General features: G+C 58.6%; 23 protein-coding genes and 1 pseudogene. 16 read left to right on the forward strand and 8 right to left on the reverse strand.

The annotated features are described in order from the left end of the window. Nucleotides 1–10: 10 nt before the first annotated feature. Nucleotides 11–175 carry a hypothetical protein gene (locus ASC90_RS29350; RefSeq protein WP_200950894.1) on the forward strand — a complete coding sequence of 55 codons (165 nt, stop codon included), beginning with the start codon at nt 11–13 and terminating at the stop codon, nt 173–175. Nucleotides 176–469: 294 nt separating this feature from the next. Here the strand turns inward: ASC90_RS29350 and ASC90_RS12775 are convergent, their stop codons facing one another. The 3 genes from ASC90_RS12775 to ASC90_RS30275 form a co-directional block, all read right to left on the reverse strand. Continuing rightward, on the reverse strand, nt 470–649 hold the full coding sequence (locus tag ASC90_RS12775) for a hypothetical protein (protein WP_056540676.1): 180 nt from the start codon (nt 647–649) through the stop codon (nt 470–472). Nucleotides 650–711: 62 nt separating this feature from the next. Further along, nucleotides 712–915, reverse strand: a complete 204-nt coding sequence (locus tag ASC90_RS12780) for a cold-shock protein (RefSeq protein ID WP_056540679.1) — start codon at nt 913–915, stop codon at nt 712–714. A 385-nt stretch (nt 916–1,300) separates the two neighbouring features. Further along, nucleotides 1,301–1,432 (reverse strand): hypothetical protein, encoded by a 132-nt coding sequence (locus ASC90_RS30275; protein ID WP_280138325.1) that lies wholly within the window; start codon nt 1,430–1,432, stop codon nt 1,301–1,303. Nucleotides 1,433–1,575: 143 nt separating this feature from the next. Between ASC90_RS30275 and ASC90_RS12790 the strand changes: the two genes are divergently transcribed. Then, nucleotides 1,576–1,869 carry a hypothetical protein gene (locus ASC90_RS12790; RefSeq protein ID WP_056540686.1) on the forward strand — a complete coding sequence of 98 codons (294 nt, stop codon included), beginning with the start codon at nt 1,576–1,578 and terminating at the stop codon, nt 1,867–1,869. Between the two features lie 57 nt (nt 1,870–1,926). Continuing rightward, nucleotides 1,927–2,880 carry an FAD-dependent monooxygenase gene (locus ASC90_RS12795; RefSeq protein WP_244480379.1) on the forward strand — a complete coding sequence of 318 codons (954 nt, stop codon included), beginning with the start codon at nt 1,927–1,929 and terminating at the stop codon, nt 2,878–2,880. Nucleotides 2,881–3,300: 420 nt separating this feature from the next. Here the strand turns inward: ASC90_RS12795 and ASC90_RS29895 are convergent. After that, nucleotides 3,301–3,516: pseudogene (locus ASC90_RS29895) on the reverse strand (hypothetical protein); the annotation flags it as partial. A gap of 223 nt (nt 3,517–3,739) precedes the next feature. Between ASC90_RS29895 and ASC90_RS12800 the strand changes: the two are divergent. From ASC90_RS12800 to ASC90_RS12830, 6 genes are all read left to right on the forward strand, one after another. Beyond that, nucleotides 3,740–5,140: a DUF1254 domain-containing protein gene (locus ASC90_RS12800; RefSeq protein ID WP_056540692.1), complete on the forward strand. Its 1,401-nt coding sequence runs from the start codon at nt 3,740–3,742 to the stop codon at nt 5,138–5,140. Nucleotides 5,141–5,536: 396 nt separating this feature from the next. Further along, the gene (locus ASC90_RS29900; RefSeq protein WP_056540697.1) at nt 5,537–5,746 is read left to right on the forward strand and encodes a hypothetical protein; all 210 of its coding nucleotides are present in this window, start codon (nt 5,537–5,539) and stop codon (nt 5,744–5,746) included. Nucleotides 5,747–5,765: 19 nt separating this feature from the next. Next, nucleotides 5,766–5,957 (forward strand): hypothetical protein, encoded by a 192-nt coding sequence (locus tag ASC90_RS29905; RefSeq protein WP_056540699.1) that lies wholly within the window; start codon nt 5,766–5,768, stop codon nt 5,955–5,957. Nucleotides 5,958–6,903: 946 nt separating this feature from the next. Next, nucleotides 6,904–7,470 carry a TadE family protein gene (locus tag ASC90_RS12820; protein ID WP_244480380.1) on the forward strand — a complete coding sequence of 189 codons (567 nt, stop codon included), beginning with the start codon at nt 6,904–6,906 and terminating at the stop codon, nt 7,468–7,470. 1 nt (nt 7,471) lies between these two features. Then, a complete protein-coding gene (locus ASC90_RS12825) occupies nt 7,472–8,056 on the forward strand; it encodes a TadE/TadG family type IV pilus assembly protein (protein ID WP_056540704.1) in 585 nt (194 codons plus the stop codon). 20 nt (nt 8,057–8,076) lie between these two features. After that, on the forward strand, nt 8,077–9,444 hold the full coding sequence (locus ASC90_RS12830) for a VWA domain-containing protein (RefSeq protein WP_056540707.1): 1,368 nt from the start codon (nt 8,077–8,079) through the stop codon (nt 9,442–9,444). Between the two features lie 55 nt (nt 9,445–9,499). On the opposite strand, the gene ASC90_RS12835 is transcribed toward ASC90_RS12830, so the two are convergent. Next, nucleotides 9,500–9,694 carry a hypothetical protein gene (locus ASC90_RS12835; protein WP_056540709.1) on the reverse strand — a complete coding sequence of 65 codons (195 nt, stop codon included), beginning with the start codon at nt 9,692–9,694 and terminating at the stop codon, nt 9,500–9,502. Then, on the reverse strand, nt 9,694–9,861 hold the full coding sequence (locus tag ASC90_RS29355; RefSeq protein WP_200950895.1) for a hypothetical protein: 168 nt from the start codon (nt 9,859–9,861) through the stop codon (nt 9,694–9,696). The genes ASC90_RS12835 and ASC90_RS29355 overlap by 1 nt, the downstream gene beginning before the upstream one ends. A 134-nt stretch (nt 9,862–9,995) precedes the next feature. Between ASC90_RS29355 and ASC90_RS12840 the strand changes: the two genes are divergently transcribed. The 4 genes from ASC90_RS12840 (at nt 9,996) to ASC90_RS12855 (ending at nt 13,348) form a co-directional block, all read left to right on the forward strand. Next, nucleotides 9,996–10,283, forward strand: a complete 288-nt coding sequence (locus ASC90_RS12840; RefSeq protein ID WP_056540712.1) for a DUF982 domain-containing protein — start codon at nt 9,996–9,998, stop codon at nt 10,281–10,283. Between the two features lie 242 nt (nt 10,284–10,525). Continuing rightward, nucleotides 10,526–10,831 carry a hypothetical protein gene (locus ASC90_RS12845; RefSeq protein ID WP_056540716.1) on the forward strand — a complete coding sequence of 102 codons (306 nt, stop codon included), beginning with the start codon at nt 10,526–10,528 and terminating at the stop codon, nt 10,829–10,831. A gap of 292 nt (nt 10,832–11,123) precedes the next feature. Further along, complete coding sequence (locus tag ASC90_RS12850; RefSeq protein ID WP_056540719.1) at nt 11,124–11,882, forward strand: DUF4239 domain-containing protein; 759 nt, start codon at nt 11,124–11,126, stop codon at nt 11,880–11,882. Between the two features lie 179 nt (nt 11,883–12,061). Next, nucleotides 12,062–13,348, forward strand: a complete 1,287-nt coding sequence (locus ASC90_RS12855; protein ID WP_056540722.1) for a hemolysin family protein — start codon at nt 12,062–12,064, stop codon at nt 13,346–13,348. A 51-nt stretch (nt 13,349–13,399) separates the two neighbouring features. On the opposite strand, the gene ASC90_RS12860 is transcribed toward ASC90_RS12855, so the two are convergent. Further along, entirely contained in the window at nt 13,400–13,597 is a 198-nt protein-coding gene (locus tag ASC90_RS12860; protein ID WP_056540727.1) for a hypothetical protein, read from the reverse strand. A gap of 259 nt (nt 13,598–13,856) precedes the next feature. Here ASC90_RS12860 and ASC90_RS12865 point away from each other — a divergent pair, with 259 nt between their 5' ends. Continuing rightward, a complete protein-coding gene (locus ASC90_RS12865) occupies nt 13,857–14,372 on the forward strand; it encodes a DUF992 domain-containing protein (RefSeq protein WP_056540729.1) in 516 nt (171 codons plus the stop codon). Between the two features lie 79 nt (nt 14,373–14,451). Beyond that, nucleotides 14,452–14,706: a hypothetical protein gene (locus ASC90_RS12870; RefSeq protein ID WP_056540732.1), complete on the forward strand. Its 255-nt coding sequence runs from the start codon at nt 14,452–14,454 to the stop codon at nt 14,704–14,706. Nucleotides 14,707–14,745: 39 nt separating this feature from the next. On the opposite strand, the gene ASC90_RS12875 is transcribed toward ASC90_RS12870, so the two are convergent. Then, nucleotides 14,746–15,687 (reverse strand): lytic transglycosylase domain-containing protein, encoded by a 942-nt coding sequence (locus ASC90_RS12875; RefSeq protein WP_056540735.1) that lies wholly within the window; start codon nt 15,685–15,687, stop codon nt 14,746–14,748. A 213-nt stretch (nt 15,688–15,900) separates the two neighbouring features. Between ASC90_RS12875 and ASC90_RS12880 the strand changes: the two genes are divergently transcribed. Next, nucleotides 15,901–16,665 (forward strand): TIM barrel protein, encoded by a 765-nt coding sequence (locus ASC90_RS12880; RefSeq protein ID WP_056540737.1) that lies wholly within the window; start codon nt 15,901–15,903, stop codon nt 16,663–16,665. The last annotated feature ends 131 nt before the right edge of the window (nt 16,666–16,796 follow it).

Genomic DNA, 16,796 nt, shown 5'->3' on the forward strand with positions numbered 1-16,796 from the left:
GGAGCCTGACATGAACGACCTCGTCCGCATCACCGTCGACGACGACATGATGGAAATCCTACCGCCGGACCAGAAGCCGTGCGGCGTGGGAGAGGCTGCTTGCGACTGCTGCGGGCGTCGCGCCGTCATGGACGAAGACTGCTGCGGCATCTGCGACGAATGCCTGTCACCGTGATCCGTCACGACTTCGGATCAACGGACAGCGAAGTTCCGGCTCTTCTAGTGTCAGCTTAACGTGAACGTTGCACACGGCCGTTTCCCTGTGGCGATAGGTCTCGAAACCCATCTGCTCGTAGTAGGGCTGGGCGACCGTGTTTTCCTTTCCGATGAACGCTTCGATTTTCGTCAGGCCGACCTTGATCGTAGCCTGTCTGGCGGTCGCAAACAGTTTTGTGCCGACGCCCGTTCAAGAGGCGTCTGGCAGTACCTGCGTCGCGACAATGCCCCGCCGCCCCAAGGGCGTGCAGCATCATTCCCTCCCTGTCGCCCGGACAAGCGATTGGATGCCGAGAAGCTTGCCATCCTCGCCTCCAGCCAACGAGCACGGAATTCCAACGGGATTGCCTATGTAGTTCTCCAGAACGAACTCGACATCGGCTCTAGCAGTTCGCTTTCCCGCAGCGACGAGCTTCTTAAACACTACGCTCATAGCCTCGGCGTCGTCCGTCGCCGCAGTGCGGATTCTGATGTCGGAAGGTCCTTGATAAGAGCCTAGATCGCCCGGACGTTCTCCGCCTTCGACTTCCCGGTCTTGCGATCCTGGCCAAGTTCGTAGGAAACGGCCTGGCCTTCGCGAAGTAGCGTGGAGCCCTCTACGGCGCTCACGTGGACGAAGACGTCCTGTCCGCCGTTTTCCGGCGTGATGAAGCCGAAACCCTTGTCCTGATTGAAAAACTTAACGGTGCCATTTGCCACTAAATACCCCCAGTTCTTAGTTTGGTGAGGTACATGTCTTAACCTTCCGACAGTCTTTCCGCAACGCCGCCGGTCATTATCGGAGGGACGCTGCAAAAAATCTCAAGTTAAACTGGCCTCCGACGGAACGACGCGGAGGCGCGCCGCGTCGGCATCTGGCGATCTCGAACTTCGCTCCGCTTCCCTAGATTGATATCGATGACCGCATCTCCACCAATCCGTCGGTCTCCAAAAGTCCGGACGCGATCTTGCCTGTCCGCAAGGAGACAGCGCAGTGCACCGGAGGCTGTTAGGCCTCTTTCGAGAACGCCGGCTTTCCGGGGCGGAAGCTTCGGAAGGCGGTTCGCCGCACGCACGAATTCTGCGACAAGGTCTGTCGTCACCATCAAAAGGACTTGACCTCTGGAAGCGGCTTGCCTTCGAACTTCGACGAGTTCGCATCTCGAGCGACGCGATTGAATTCCAGTCGGCCGTCGAAGTTCTCCTGCAGCAGGCTTTTCGCTCGCGCAGGTGTCATGCCGACGTCCAGCCGTTCCTTGAAGACTGCCGGATTCAGAATGACTGGCTGCCTGTTTCTTCACTTGATGGAAGGAAGACGAAAGGCATTGCAACAACCGAACGCCTTGAGAGTTTAGTCTCGAGGCCAAAGGGAGACAGGACATGGCAGACGACAGGGCGGTTACGGCCCGCGCCAATTTCGAAACGCGTGAAGCTGCAGACCTCGCGGTAGAGCACATCGTTCAAGAGCGCGGCATATCGAGACCGTATATGTTCGTTCAATCGGCAGCGGAAGGGAATGCCTCGGGCTCGAAAGCCGGCGGCGAGGCGTCACATGAGGGCGCACAGCGCGACGACGCTCCGTTCGCCGGCGACGTTGAGGTTTCGGTAAGACAGATACCTGCCGTCAAGCGGATTTTGGGAGACTTGGCAGCGACGCGTGTCTGGAGTAGATGACCGATGAGGGGCTCTGGACAGACATCGGCTGGCAGAATCTTGATCAGTGGTGCGAGCGTGGCGGGCAACGCCCTCGCCTGGTGGCTCGTTAAACGGGGGTTCACCGTTACCGTCGTCGAGCGCCACCCGGAGTTCCGAGATGGCGGACAGAATATCGACGTCCGGGGTGCGGGCCGAACGGTTCTGGCGATGATGGGTCTCGAACAGGTGGTTGCCGAAGGCGGAACCGGCGAGACGGGCGTCAGGTTCGTCGACAGCGATGACAAGCCGATTGCCCAGTTCGACGTTCAAGAACTTGGCTCCGACGGACCCACCGCCGAACTCGAAATCCTTCGTGGCGATCTGGCGCGTATCTTCTACGTCGCATGCGATGGCGATGTAAGGTTCCGTTTCGACGACTGCATCATCGACATCACAGACGCCGGGGAGGCCGTCCACGTCTCATTCAAAAGCGGTGCTCGTGACGAATACGATCTCGTCGTGATCGCAGAGGGTGTCGGTTCCTCCACTCGTGAGCTCGTCTTTTCCGGAGAGTTGCGAGAGCATTTCGCCGACGCAGGCTGGGAGACGCAACGGGTACTGCAGGGACTGGAGACGACTGACGACCTGTATTTCGACGTCCTGCGGCAGGTGAAGTTGGATCGCTGGTCGAATGGCAGGGTCGTCCTCACCGGCGACGCGGCGTGGTGCGCCACTCCGATCGCGGGAATCGGCACGACGCTTGCCATAGTCGGGGCATACGTCCTGGCCGGCGAACTATCGCGCTCGACCGACCTTGCAGTGGCGCTCAGACGGTACGATGAGATCATGCGTCCTTACGTGGAGAAGGGACAGAACGTACCGAAATTTGCTCCGAAGATGCTGCAGCCACAGACGATGTTCGGCGTTGCTCTACAGCGCGCTGTTCTTCGCGTCGTCGACAAGCCTGGGATCAAGCAGCTTGCCACCAAACTGTTCGTATCGGGCGACGACGATTTCGAGGTTCCTGCGTATGACGACGTTCGGTCATAGTGCGGCAACAGTGCGTTGTAAGGCCAGACGTCGCAAATAATTCATTAGAACTTATACGTTTTCCGCGTGTTTCCGGTTCACTCAACAGGCGGAAACACAAATGGACAGAATCGCCATTTTTTGCGCCGGTTTGCTCCTCACCGAATCGGGCTCGTTCGCACGGAGCACCTCGCAGACCACCCCGGCAGTCAATACTGAACAGAACCCAGGGCACCGATCGTTGGCAAGAAAATTTCATCCGGCTTACGGGACGCATTCCGGCTCGCGGCGTGCTCGGGTCCCAAGATATGATGAGCCTCCAAGGGCTCGGCGCCAACCTGGCCCCACGGAGATGGTCGAGTGGTTTCGGCCGGACCCTGCTGGAAGCTCGCTCGACCTTTCCTCCTCCGGCATCACAAAGCATGGTTTGGCGCCCAGGATTCAAGTGTGATTGTGAGACATCCCGGAGAGCCGGACCTGCCGGACAGCCCATTCACGCGGATGGCGTAAGCGTCCTGCCGGCGAGGCTTGCCGATAAAAGGCCACACCACTTGGGAGCAGGCTGGCGTCAGGAGAATGATGGCCGGATGTTACGATGATTTGGACAGGTGGCCACCGATCTCTCACGCATGTAGCCAAGCGGAGCCCATCCATTGATGCAAATGGCTCCCGAGGTGTTGTCAGAAGCGAGGGACTGTTTCGTGTTCTCTCGGGTCATCGCAGGAGACACATTTCCACACAAGCTGAACTACTGGCAGCATCGCTAAGTTGGTGAGATTAGCGCACTTGCGATGCGGTGACGTCCGGACGTTTACTGTAACGTACTTCCCAGGTGGCCGTTCATTTGCTGAACTGCAGCCTCTATTCAGGAGGGCAAATAGTGAAGCTCGTTTCCACGCTTGTTGCCGCCGCGCTGTTGGCATTTCCGGCTCCTGCCGCCGACAACCTATCCGTCTTCGATCGCGAGATCGAACGGAAGGCTGTCGAGGCCGCAGTATGGGGCATGCCCGCCGTCAACTTCGACCTCATGCGCCAGGAGATGCTCGACAAAACGCCGGGCAAGGTGGGGCAGGTCATCTACTGGGGGCGTCCGCTCGACTGGAGGAACCAGACACTGACGCCCAATCCCGATGCTCTTTATTTCATGGTCTTCTTCACGACCAAGGACGGCCCCGTGGTTCTCGACCTGCCCGCGGCGGAAGGGCATGCCTCGTTCAATGGAAATATCGTCACGGCCTGGCAGCTTCCGCTGGAAGACGCAGGGCTTCTCGGCGTCGATAAGGGGAAGGGAGGCAAGTTCCTCGTGCTTCCGCCCGGCTATGCGGACAAGATTCCGGATGGCTACATTCCGCTTCGATCCGAGGTCAACGGCGGCTATATGCTCTTTCGCTCCAACCTCGCGAGTCATTCCGATGCAGATGTGAGCGCCTCGATCGATTACGGAAAGAAGTTAAAGGTTTACCCCCTCTCGCAGGCGGCCGCTCCGCCAGCGACCGTATTCACCGACGTGAAAGACATGCTGTTCGACTCGACTATCCGGTGGGACGGCAGCTTCTTCGAGCACCTCGACAGGGTGGTGCAAGAGGAGCCGTGGATCATCCGGGACCGTGTCATGATCGACCAGTTGAAAACGCTCGGCATCGAAAAGGGCAGGCCGTTCAAGCCTGACGCCCATCTCGAGGGACTGCTCGCAAACGGCGTCGCCGAAGCGAAGTCCCTGCTGGAGGCCAGATACGATGTGGGCTTCCCGCCATTTTTCTCCGAGACCAGTCGCTGGACGTTCCCAACCTATCCCGCTCTCATCAAGGCGGCACAGGCCGAATTCAACGAAGCCGACGCCTATCCGGTCGACGATCGCGGCGTTGCCTACAGCTACGCATATATCGGCATCAAGCGGCTCGGAGCAGGGCAGTTCTATTCGATCTCCATCCGGGACAAAGATGGGGAGGCGTTCGATGGCGGCAGGAGCTACCGTCTCAATGTCCCGCCGAATGTCCCGGTGCAGCAGTACTGGTCGGTCACCGCCTACGATCGTGAGACCCATGCCCTGATCAAGAACGTCGACCGCGCCAGTCGATCCTCCCAGATTCCGGAGCTTGCTAAGAACGGCGATGGATCCATCGATCTCTACTTCGGACCGAAGGCGCCCGAGGGTAGGCAGTCCAACTGGGTTCCGACCGATCCGAAGCGGAAGTTCGAGCTGATGTTCCGGGCATACGGCCCGACCAAGGCTTTTTTCGACAAGAAGTGGGTCTTGTCCGACGTCGTCAAGGCGGACTGACCCACGACCAATTTCATCCCGATGGAGATCGACGCATGAACCGTAAGTTTGCATCCTTACTTCTCGCGACGACCCTGCTGGCCACGACGGCATTTGCGCAGGAGGACATGGCGCCGACATAGGCTATCCAGCACCCGAAACCAGTACGAAGGCCAGGGACGACGCCGGGTCGGCAACGCTCGACGTCTCCAAGGGACCTATGGTCGTGGAGCTTCCGCCCGGCGCCTACATTGGCCTCGTCAACGATCACAATCAGGGCTGGGTCCTCGACATGGGATTTCCGGTCCCGACGCAGGCAAGGGCGGCCAGCACCTGATCGCCGGCCCGGACTACAAGGGGAAGATACCATAGGGATATCTCGTCGGCAAAACGCCCGCCTACAAGAACCTGCTTGCGGTGCGCGCGCTTCCGGTCGGCGGCGATCAGGATAAGGCGTTGAAGGCACTCGAGGCGATCAAGGTCTATCCGCTCGCAAACCCAAAGCAGCGGCTGAAGTCCGTCGACACGACAAGCTTCGACATGGACCGCACGTCGCTGAAATGGGAGGACAACATCCAGTTCGGGGAGAAGCTCCGGCGCGTGGCTCGATGGCGGCAAGACCTATAAGCTCTCCATTCCACAGCCCGTGCCTGGCAAGCTCTTCCGGTCAGTGACCGCGTACGACGCCCAGACGCGTTCGGAAGTCCAGACCGATCAGGGAAAGGCGGCGCTGCGCTCATTGTTCGAACTGAAGGACGCGAAAGGGCCGGAAGCCCCCGACCTCTACTTCGGTCCGTCCGCCCCGCAGGGCCAGGAGGACCGATGGATCAAGACATAGCCGGGGCCATGGCTGGTTCGCCTACATCCGCATCTACGGCCCGGACAAGCCTGCCTTCGACGGGAGCTGGAAGCCCGCCGACCTTGAAGAAGTGAAGTGACCTCGGCGTTTCCCGGTTCTCCGTCAATACAACGAATTTAGGAAGAGGCGCTATTCGTTCTGAAAACAACGCAAGTGGTCGCAACCGCCGTAATCCTGCTGTGGGCGTCCTCCAAGCTTCGGCGCAGACCGATCCACTTCCGTCAAGGAACGCCACGTCGACGAAGAAGGCGATTCTCGAATTTGTCAGCGTGACAGTTGCCGAAGGCGGACCGGGATGCGGGTTGTGTTTCCACTCCGCGCGATTACTTTCCGCTCTGTTGCTGTCGGGCATTTTGCCTATCTCAGCGGGCGTCAAACTGGCCTCGTGATTGCGCTAGCCGATCCTCTGCAAGGGTGCTTGTCGCGAGAAACTGTCTGGCTGTGACCGAGACGTGATCGTCTGCCTCCAATGAACGTCATGTTTGGGTGATAGCCGATTGGGTGTCCTGAACAGGAGGATCATCCGTTGAAGAACGAGCTGACGATTTCTGAAATTCTACTGGATCCGCTTATCGCGCTTTTGAACGCGGCCGATGGTGTCCACGAGCGATCCTTTGCCCAACTGATGCAGAGCGCAGCGCGAATTGCGGCAAGGACACCAGCTTCTCTCCTTCCCGCAACTGTGGAACCACGCGCGAAATCACCGCTTTCCGAAGATATGCGCTCTCCGGCCTAATGGTCTGCCGCCCCAGGCATCCCAAAGCGACAACGCGAAGCAAAAGACAATCGGCTGCGCCCCGCAGCCGGTGATCAGAATAATTTGCTGATTTCGTCGTATTTTAATTGTCGGCTTAGATCGGCGTGAAGTTTCTGCGAGTATTACTTCGTCCTTAAGTGAGATCTATTTAAGGGCGCGGTGATTTAATTGGCCAACTCGAAGGGCATCGCTTTTGGAGCTTCTGACGATGGCGCGACGGCGGTCGAATTCGCCATTGTCGCTCCTGTCCTGATTTTCCTGACATTTGCGATTGTCGAGTCTGGGATAGCCTTTGCAGCCGACATCCTTCTAAAGAATGCGACCTATGATGCGGCGCGAACAGGTCGCACAGGCTTTGTGTCGGAAGGCTCCACGCAGGACGTTACCGTTCGCCAGAGAATAAGGTCGCAGGCAAGCGTTCTGATGGATGCCGACAAGCTCGTCATCACGAGCAAGTCCTATTCCGGTTTCGACACGCTGAAGATGCCCGAACCTTTCATCGACAAGAACAATAACGGCATCCGCGACGACGGCGAGAACTTCACGGACGTCAACAAGAACGGGGTCTACGACAAGGACCAGGGTGCGACCGGGTACGGCGGTGCCAAACAGGTCGTTCTTTATACCGTTTCCTATCCCTGGACGTTCCACACGCCGGTTCTCAAGGAGCTTGTCGGCGACAACGGCACGATTGAATTGTCGGCCACCGCAGTTGTTCAAAATGAGCCTTACTAAGATGAACAGAATCCGGAAAGCAATTGAAGCCACCGGTCGTCGCGCTCGTCAGCTCGTTGCTCGCGACGACGGCGTCGCGGGCGTCGAAATGGCGCTAGTCACTCCCGTTCTGCTCCTGCTCCTCTGCGGTGGTGGGGAGGTGGCGCTGTATGCACGCTCCAACTTTCAGGCGGCACAGACGGCCTCGACAGTGGCCGACGCGGTTTCCAGATATGAGGCCGTGACGTCGGTCGACATTTCTTCGATCTTCACGGTATCCGGAGAGATCATGGGCGGCAGGGATTTTTCCAAGAACGGCTATGTGATCCTGTCTTCAATATCCCGTACGAGCGGGGCTGCGCCAAAGGTCGCCTGGCAGTGCAAAGGCGGAACACCGACGAACGCGAGCCGTGTTGGCCTGGTCTCAAAGGCCGCCACGCTGCCGAACAGTCTCGTTCTCGATGCAACCGACAACGTCATCGTTGCCGAAGTCTTCTATCAGTACACGCCAATTTTCGACGGCTTCGTTCCGCTCAACGAGCTGATCTACAAGACCGCTGTTTTCCGTCCGCGCCTCGGCGACCTGACCAGCGCACCCGGCTGCTAGCACTAAGGAATGGTGATCGCATGAACATTCGATCCATGATCTCCCGTATGCGCCAAGACGAGAGCGGCAGCGTGCTGCCGTTTGTTGCCGTCATCGGGATCGCAGTCATCGGTGCGACAGGCTTCGGCATCGATGCCGCGCGCATGATGCTGCTGCATTCCACCTTGCAACGCTCCATCGATGCAGGGGCGCTTTCCACCGTCGCCAAGCTCGATACCGCGACGATCCAGGCCCAGCTCACCAAATTCACCAAAGCGAATTTTGGCAGCGGCTCCGTGGGCGCGACACTGGACAGTCTGACCTGGACGATCAGCAGCGACAAAAAGACGTTGACGGTGAACGCCACGGCCAGCGCGCCGGCGAGCCTGATGAAGGTTCTCGGCATTCAAAAGATCAGCGCCAGTGCGCAAAGCGTCATCGACCGCGCGACAGGTGGCATCGAACTGGCCCTAGTGCTGGACAATACCGGCTCGATGAGCGGATCGAGATTGACCGCCCTGAAAAAGGCGTCAAACACGCTCCTTGACATCCTCTTCGACGACAAGGACTCTGCCGAGAACCTGTATGTCGGTATCGTGCCATTTTCACAATCGGTCAACGTCGGCAAGAGTCACACAGGCTGGCTGAAAGCCGGTTCGGTCGCGGCTCTCGATTGGGGGAAGACGTCCTGGGGAGGATGTGTCGAAGCCTATAGTGCCGTGGCCGACGACATTTTCGACGCCGTGCCATCATCAAAACCGCTCACACCCTATTACTGGCGAGACAATACCAAAAACGACTGGATCAGTGACAAGGGTAATAAGGTTGATCCGCTCGACGACACCATCGGGCCGAACAAGAGCTGCCCGGCCGAGGTCACCCGCATGACGTCGGATAAGAAGACACTCCAAACCGCGATCGGTTCGATGAAGGCCGTGGGCAACACGCATGTCAATTTCGGCGCCGTCTGGGGCTGGCGCATGCTGTCTCCGAAGTGGCGGGGTCTCTGGGGCGGTGACATGACTACCTACAAGCTGCCGCTCGACTACAATACTCCGCGCATGACCAAGGCCGTCGTGATCATGACGGATGGTGAGAACACCATGTCCGACAACGTCTACACCGCCTATGGCTTGCTCAACGGCACCAACTACCTGGGTACGAAAGACGAGGAGACGGCAGTGACGGGCCTGAACACCCGGCTAGCGGAAGTCTGCACGGCAATGAAAAATTCGGGCATTGTCATATACACGATTACCTTCGGCAGCCTCGACAAAGATACAACGGACCTAATGCGCGGCTGCGCGTCTCAGAACGCGTTTTACTTCAACTCGCCGACGACTGCCGCACTCCAGCCGATATTCAAGGCGATCGGTAATTCACTTAAGAGCCTGCGTGTAAGCCGATAGACGAAATCGGAGCGGTGCCATTGGTGACGACCTGGCGCCTGTATAAAGATGTCTCTCAGCTTCGTTGGAAGTGGGGAGACCATCCTCTCTTCATGCCGCGGCTGATGGCCGTCTGCGACAATATGAGCTGTCGGCGCAGGTGGCGTATGTCTTCCAGCAACGTGGCAATGGTCGCGTTCACGTCGTCATCGTGCCAAGCGAGTGCGGCCTGCACTTCAAAGTCGACGTCTTCCTTTGTGGCGGGCTGCATCAGTGCAAATCCAGGCTCAATTGCTGACCTTTGATCGACGGCAACGGACGGCCGATGTCGATTTTGCCAAAGATGCGTTTGCGGCGCTCGGCGTCGCGCTCGCGTTCAGCGCGGGCCTTGGCGACAACAGCCAATGCGTTTGCGATGACTTCCTCTGTCCTTGTCATGGGCTAGCCTCGTGGTTGTTCTCTATATGTTCTCATGTTTTCAGCAAGAGTCAAGATCATTGTGCGGTCGCCACTGGACGAAACGAATCGCTTTTCCATTTAGTGATTCGGTGGATGTCAAGGAGTTTGGTTCCATGGATGGCAAGATCCCGGTTTTTATTAGCCCGATGCAGGTCGAAATCGAAGGCACCGGCCGATATCGCCAAGCTAATACGGTCGAGGATCTTGCCGCTATGCTCTTGAGCGGAAAATGGCATGGCCCCAAGGGGTCGCCGTTCCATCGGGCGGTCGTGTCATCGGTGGAGGCTTTGGAGTTCTACGTGGATGCGGAAACCGCCAGGGCCGCCTTCGTTGAAGCTGCGCACGAGGCGGGCATGCACGTGATGCCGGATGACATGGCAGAGGCGCGGAAGGCCGGCTAGAAAAAAAGAGCCCCGCAGAGGCAGGGCTAAGGTTATGATGAGCAGCGCCCTAGAGCGGGCGACGGGGGACAATAGTCCCGCAGGCCCGAGCATGCTAATCAATTTCATACCAGATCGCGTGAACGCTAGTCGCTTGACGACGACAGCATCGCGGATTTCATTTCCGAAAATTGATCGCAGTGATGCCATTGTCTGAAATTATTGAGTTGCGACTGATTTGCGCAAACTCGATTGGAGAGACAATGAAGATTGCAATTCGTTCCACCATTGCCATGGCCCTGGTCGTTGGCAGCATGTTTGCTTCGGCCAACATCGCCTCGGCCGACGATTGGCGGCGTCACCACCATCACAACAACGGCGATGCTGTTGTCGGTGGTCTGGCGGCGGGCGTGATCGGGGGCTTAATCGGTGGTGCGATCGCCAACAATAGTGGGCCACGTTACATCGATCCGCCACCACCGCCGCCGCGTTGCTGGTTTGAAGACCGCCGCGTGCAGAACGCCTACGACGGTGGATGGCATATGGAGAATATTAGGGTCTGCGAGTAGCATTTGCGAAAAGCCCGGTCATTTGCCGGGCTTTTCGATGCATAACTGGTTTGGCGGTCCACGCTGTTTTCCTCGCGGGTCTGCCACCCAGATCTGGGTATGGGGACGATATCGCGTCCCGTTCGATTGTTTCCCACAAATCCGGGGCAGGGTAGCGCATCACGCCCGCCGGGCGACTGATGGCATCAGCGACAATTGCTGCTATGACAGCGGTCGCGGTTGTGGCGGGGATGTCCACGCCGCCTGACGACCGGGGACAGAAGAGAGATTATACCGAAAGAGCAATGCCACCATGAATGCACTGGAAACCGGAATCATGGTGACGCTGCTGTTGATCGGCGCCAGTCTGATCGGAGCAGGTCTCAGCCGTCGCCTTCCGGATCACCATCTGAGCGTGGATTCGAAGGAGGCCATAAAGCTCGCCACGGCAGTGGTCGGAACTTTGTCGGCGTTGGCCGTCGGCTTTTTGATCGCTTCGGCAAAGACCACGTTCGACACAGCCCAGCAGGAACTTAAGACATCCGCGGCGCGTCTTGTTCTTCTGGATCGCGTGATGGTCCAGTACGGCGATGAAACGAAAGAGGCACGCAGACAACTTACCGCACTCGTCTATGCTAGGCTGAACCAGACGTGGGGCGGCTTGCAAGAGACGCAACATTCGGCGGACGACGATTTGGGCATCGAGCCGGTGCAACGGACGTTGCGGGCGCTCGTTCCTCACGACGACGCGCAGAAGCTGATAAGGGATCGTGCGATAGAGGTCAGCGGCCAGATCGCGGAAGCACACTGGCTCGTGGTGGAGGCTGGAAACGAGGGCCTTCCGACAGCCTTTCTGGTGGTGTTGGTGTTCTGGCTCGCTTTGCTGTTCATGACGTTCGGCCTGTTGTCGCCTCGCAATGCGACCGTGCTGTGCATCGTGTCGGTCTGCGCTGTTTCAGTAGGGGGCGCCATATTTGTCATCAACGATATGGCTCACCCCTATCACGGCATCATCTATGTATCGGACGAGCCGCTGCGGTTCGCGCTCGGGCGCATCGACGCAACACGCTAGTCGAATTCTGGCTGCTTGATGCTTCTGCGTTCGTCACAAGCATCTGTTGACACGGGCCAAGACCGCCATCGTCGAAATTAACAAGCAGAAGACCCGAAATCAAAGTTCATGGGATAGCTTTGCGTGCGTCCCGTAGTCATCTATCGTGGTCTTGTCACAACCAGCCTTACGGGTTCGCTTTGCTCCTCGAAATTTTAATCGTCATATTGCTCACCATCGTGAACGGCGTCCTCGCCATGTCGGAACTTGCCGTCGTCTCCGCCCGTCCGGCTCGCCTGAAGGTTCTCGCCGACCAGGGAAGTCGGGGGGCACGGCTCGCCATCAAGCTGGCCGAGAATCCCGGCCGCTTCCTTTCCACCGTCCAGATCGGCATTACGCTGGTGGGCGTTCTCTCGGGCGCCTTCTCGGGCGCGACGCTTGGCGCACGGCTTTCCGAGTGGCTCCTTACGCAGGGCCTGACCCGTGCCTGGGCCGACGGGCTTGGTGTCGGGTCCGTGGTCGTGGCGATTACCTATCTTTCCCTCATTGTCGGTGAACTGGTTCCCAAGCAGGTAGCGTTGCGGGCGCCGGAGGCTGTCGCTGCGAAGGTAGCGCCTGCCATGACCTATCTGTCGAAGTTTTCGCTGCCGCTGGTCTGGCTGCTTGACGCTTCCGGAAAACTGGTGCTCAGCCTTCTCGGCCAATCCGGCAAGAGCGGCGAAGGCGTCACCGATGAGGAGATCAAGACGGTGCTAGCGGAGGCGCAGAGCGCCGGCGTCATCGAAAGCGAGGAGTCGGCCATGATCTCGGGCGTCATGCGTCTGGCAGATCGCACTGCTCGCGCACTTATGACACCGCGGCGAGATGTCGAGGTTATCGACGTGGAGGATACAATCGATGAGATCCGTGCCCAGATCAAACGCACAAACCGTTCCCGTCTGCCGGTACGCAAGGGGAGCTCGGATGAAGTCCTGGGGGTCCTTGCGGTAAAGGATTTTTATGACGCGATCCCGAATGGCGTCGATCTGGGTGCCCTGACGACCGAAGTCCCCGTGGTTTCCGATCTCGCGCCGGCGAGCGTGGTCATCGAAGCGATCCGGAGATCGCCGCACCACATGGTGCTGGTTTTCGACGAATACGGCCATTTCGAAGGCGTGATCACGTCGGGCGACATTCTCGAGGCGATAATGGGCGTTTTCGCCGAGGGCGAGATTGACGAACAGGCTATCAAGCGCCGAGACGACGGATCCTATCTTGTTTCAGGCTGGACGCCGATCGACGAATTCGCCGACTTCATGAACGTGCCCATCGACCACGATGTCGACTACCAAACGGTTGCCGGGCTTGTGCTTGAGGAACTCAAGCATCTGCCGGAGCTCGGCGAGAGCTTCACCAGGAATGGTTGGCGATTCGAGGTCATAGATCTCGATGGTCGCCGGGTCGACAAGATCCTCGTGAGCCGCGATAACGCACTCGACGCTCAGTAGCCGATATGGCGGCGAGCGGCGCACTCGCTGACGACAGGGACAGTTCGACCGCTATTTGGCCTGATCGAGTGCGTCACGTTGCCTCACCAGGAGCTCGTAGAGCGCCTGCTGCTCTTCGATGCGCTCGTCAGCGCGTTCCTCGTCGGCGGCGCCGCTGATGGCGGCGGCCTGCTCGATCAGGGTTCGGATGTTCTCGCTTACGTCTGCAATTCTGATTTCCAGTTCTTCTCTGGTAAGCTCCTGGGTCATTGATCGTGCCTCCTGTGAGGGTTTAACGGGGAAAAATGCCGAAATGCCAGGTGACGCCTTGGTGCGTCCAAGCGAATTCGCTAGGACGCACCGCTTATTTGCCTGATTGGCAACGTCGCGGTTCGCGCTGGGCTACAATTAGACAAAGGCCGATGTCACCGCAACTCGACATGTTCACCGAAGTGCTGTGTTGCATTCGTGGCCTTGGTAAATTTAAGTGGCGCGCTATGTTCTTAAGCCCAAACAAGGAGAGAAAAACATGAAGAAGATCGCATCGGTCCTTGCTGCGGCAGCTCTGGCGCAAACGTTGGTATCGCCTGCAACTGCAGCCGATATGGCAAGGACATACCAGCAGCCGGACATTCGGGACGGCGTGAAGATCGGAATTCTGGCATGTGATGTCGGGGGCGGCATCGGTTACCTTCTGGGGTCGGCCAAGTCGGTCGATTGCGTGTTCACGCCGGCTTATAGCGGCGTGCCGCAAGATCGGTACGCCGGAGCGATCCGCAAGTTTGGCGTCGACCTCGGCTTCACCACGCGCGGCCGGATTGTTTGGGCGGTGTTTGCTCCGACCTCCGGATATCATCGCGGCGCATTGGGTGGGCTCTATCAGGGCGCAAGCGCCGAAGCCACGCTGGTGGCCGGTGTCGGCGCGAACGTTCTTTTTGGCGGGACAAACGGTTCGGTCCAGTTGCAGGTGATAAGCGTTACCGGCCAGCTCGGCATTAACGTTGCTGCAACAGGAACGTCGATGACCCTGACGCCGCAGGGTTGATGATAGCATTTCGGCACTTGTCGCCCGGAATGACGCCGGTCGCATTCTTGCGACCGGTTTTTCAGTGCATAGGATATCTATGAAATACGCAATGATCGTCATCGCGATGGCACTCGCCAGCTGTACGACGACCGCTTCGGCGCCCGAGCCAACGCCGGGGAGCCTGACATATGGCGGTCGTGTGGTGCGTTCTCCCTATCCACCGGGGACGGTGATCAAGAATACTTTTCTCGGCAAGTGGGGATATCGCACGTTCGAGAAGTACGTCGTCCAGCCGGATGGGACACTCAAGCTTACATACCAGGACACTGGCCCCGATTTCTTGACGGACTGACACGCTGCTCACACATAGCGTAGCCGTGGCGGACCAGAATCAGTTCCTGAAGACCGTGCACGCTGCCCCGGATGCGCGAACCTCGACGCAGACCTGGTTTGCTTCGGCGCGGGTTTGCCTTCCGATGCGTGCGGCGTAACGTGGCCTGAAACCGAAGCTCCTGTCACGCACGGGAACAATGATCGGTTGTTCATCAGCGAGTTCGGCGGGGAGTTGGCGCGCGACCGAAGCAAACAACCGCAACGCGGCAGCATCGTTGCCGTGGGCTGCAAGCTGGGCGCCCCAGGGTGTCCAGGGACCTTGTCGAGCGGATGGGCTCTCGGTCAGGCGCCGGCTATTGGCGAGTTCAACGCAGGCAGCCAGAAAGCCCTTTTCCCGGCTAAGAAACGGCGCGGCGTCTTCCGGTGGACTGTTTTTCCATTGATCTATCGTGCTGGCGGTTATGGCGAGAACATAGTTTCTTGTTTCGAAAGGCAAAAGGCCGGTATTCAGGTAGTTCGCCAAACCTTTTTCGCCGGCATTATAGGCTGCGGCGGCAAGGCCGAGATTGCCAAAGCGTCCTCGCAATTCGTCGAGATAGCGTGCGGACTCGCTGAGCGACTCGAGAATGTCGAAACTATCCTTCAATCCTCTCAGCCTCGCAGTGCCCGGCATGAATTGGGCAATGCCCTGTGCACCTTTGGGGCTGACAGCGCCGGGTCTAAAGCGGCTTTCGCGCCAGATCAGGCGGGCAAAATACTCCGGCGGCAGATCGTTTGCCTGCGAAAAGTGTTCGAGCGCCGAGCAGAGATCGCGACCGTATGTGTCGCCGGAGATGCAAAGGCGTTCTCCCGTCGCGGGAACGTCCATCGAATAGTCGCAGACGCGATGCGACGTTGCTGCCGGCGGTTGGGCGTGCGCCCCTGGCACTACGTCCACGAAAAGAACGAAGGCGATCAGGACCAACATCATTCTTCCGGCTGAGACGCTGACCGCTGGCATCAATCCTCCGCTGCCATATCGTAGATCGTGCCGCCGGATGCTGAGATTGCCCGCTAGCGCCGACGGGTGAAACCGGAACGTCGATAGGTGACATCAGGTTAGCAATGTCAAATATGCCGTCAAGGTGGAAACAAGTCGGCCACAGCGTTTGCCGGGCTTGCCGCAGTTGCTCGATTGTGGTCCGCTGCAACGTCCCAGATAAACGAGGCCATCATGAAACTCTCCGCCTGCATCGAATGGCTGTTTGCCGACGAAGCCGAGAATTTTGCTGATAGAATCCGGCTCGCGCACGGCGCAGGATTGGACACCGTCGAATTCTGGAGATGGACGAACAAGGACCTGGGCAGCATCGAGTGGGCAGTGGCCGAGACCGGGATCCAGCTCGCGAGCTTTGTCGCTGAACCGATGATTCCCCTGACGGATATCGCGAACAAAGGCGCCTTCCTCGAAGGGCTGAAGTCGTCCATCGAAACCGCGAGGCGGCTTGGTGCGCACACGCTGATTGCCCAGGCGGGAGACGATCTTGCGGGAAAGTCGCGTGATGAGCAGGCGGCCGCGCTGGTCGAAATACTGACCCGAGCAGGGGAACTTCTGGAAGACAGCGGCGTCCGTCTGGGCGTCGAGCCCCTCAACACGCTGATCGATCACGTCGGATATTTCCTGCATTCCACCGTCGAGGGCATAGAGATCGTGAGGGCAACGGGCCGTCCGGAGATAGGCATCATCTACGATGTCTATCATTCAGCCGTCATGGGAGAGGACACGGCAGCGGTCATCGGTGGGGACGTAGACCGGGTATTTCACGTTCACATTGCCGACCATCCCGGGCGCAACGAGCCGGGTAGCGGCGTGATTGACCTCAAGACACGGCTCGACTGGCTTTTTTCCAAGGGTTACAATGGCGCCGTCGGCCTCGAATACCGGCCGCTGGCATCCAGCGCTGAAACGATTGCGGCCACGAGACGACTGCTTGCCTGAGCAAGACGGCGTCGGTAAAAACACCTCGCGTGTCCGAGGGCCATTTTAATTCGCGCCCGCGAACACCATCTAACAGGCTGGGAAAGCCCTTCCATTGTCATGGTCGAGGGTAGACATGATGTTTTTGGAGC

Origin of the sequence: Rhizobium sp. Root1220, assembly GCF_001426265.1 — a bacterium.
Lineage (GTDB): Bacteria > Pseudomonadota > Alphaproteobacteria > Rhizobiales > Rhizobiaceae > Rhizobium.

Coding starts and splice junctions, on each gene's coding strand:
- ASC90_RS29350 (WP_200950894.1), top strand. CDS start 11: ATGAACGACCTCGTCCGCATCACCGTCGACGACGACATGATGGAAATC.
- ASC90_RS12775 (WP_056540676.1), bottom strand. CDS start 649: ATGAGCGTAGTGTTTAAGAAGCTCGTCGCTGCGGGAAAGCGAACTGCT.
- ASC90_RS30275 (WP_280138325.1), bottom strand. CDS start 1,432: ATGACACCTGCGCGAGCGAAAAGCCTGCTGCAGGAGAACTTCGACGGC.
- ASC90_RS12790 (WP_056540686.1), top strand. CDS start 1,576: ATGGCAGACGACAGGGCGGTTACGGCCCGCGCCAATTTCGAAACGCGT.
- ASC90_RS12825 (WP_056540704.1), top strand. CDS start 7,472: ATGAACAGAATCCGGAAAGCAATTGAAGCCACCGGTCGTCGCGCTCGT.
- ASC90_RS12830 (WP_056540707.1), top strand. CDS start 8,077: ATGAACATTCGATCCATGATCTCCCGTATGCGCCAAGACGAGAGCGGC.
- ASC90_RS12835 (WP_056540709.1), bottom strand. CDS start 9,694: ATGCAGCCCGCCACAAAGGAAGACGTCGACTTTGAAGTGCAGGCCGCA.
- ASC90_RS29355 (WP_200950895.1), bottom strand. CDS start 9,861: ATGACAAGGACAGAGGAAGTCATCGCAAACGCATTGGCTGTTGTCGCC.
- ASC90_RS12840 (WP_056540712.1), top strand. CDS start 9,996: ATGGATGGCAAGATCCCGGTTTTTATTAGCCCGATGCAGGTCGAAATC.
- ASC90_RS12845 (WP_056540716.1), top strand. CDS start 10,526: ATGAAGATTGCAATTCGTTCCACCATTGCCATGGCCCTGGTCGTTGGC.
- ASC90_RS12850 (WP_056540719.1), top strand. CDS start 11,124: ATGAATGCACTGGAAACCGGAATCATGGTGACGCTGCTGTTGATCGGC.
- ASC90_RS12860 (WP_056540727.1), bottom strand. CDS start 13,597: ATGACCCAGGAGCTTACCAGAGAAGAACTGGAAATCAGAATTGCAGAC.
- ASC90_RS12865 (WP_056540729.1), top strand. CDS start 13,857: ATGAAGAAGATCGCATCGGTCCTTGCTGCGGCAGCTCTGGCGCAAACG.
- ASC90_RS12870 (WP_056540732.1), top strand. CDS start 14,452: ATGAAATACGCAATGATCGTCATCGCGATGGCACTCGCCAGCTGTACG.
- ASC90_RS12875 (WP_056540735.1), bottom strand. CDS start 15,687: ATGCCAGCGGTCAGCGTCTCAGCCGGAAGAATGATGTTGGTCCTGATC.
- ASC90_RS12880 (WP_056540737.1), top strand. CDS start 15,901: ATGAAACTCTCCGCCTGCATCGAATGGCTGTTTGCCGACGAAGCCGAG.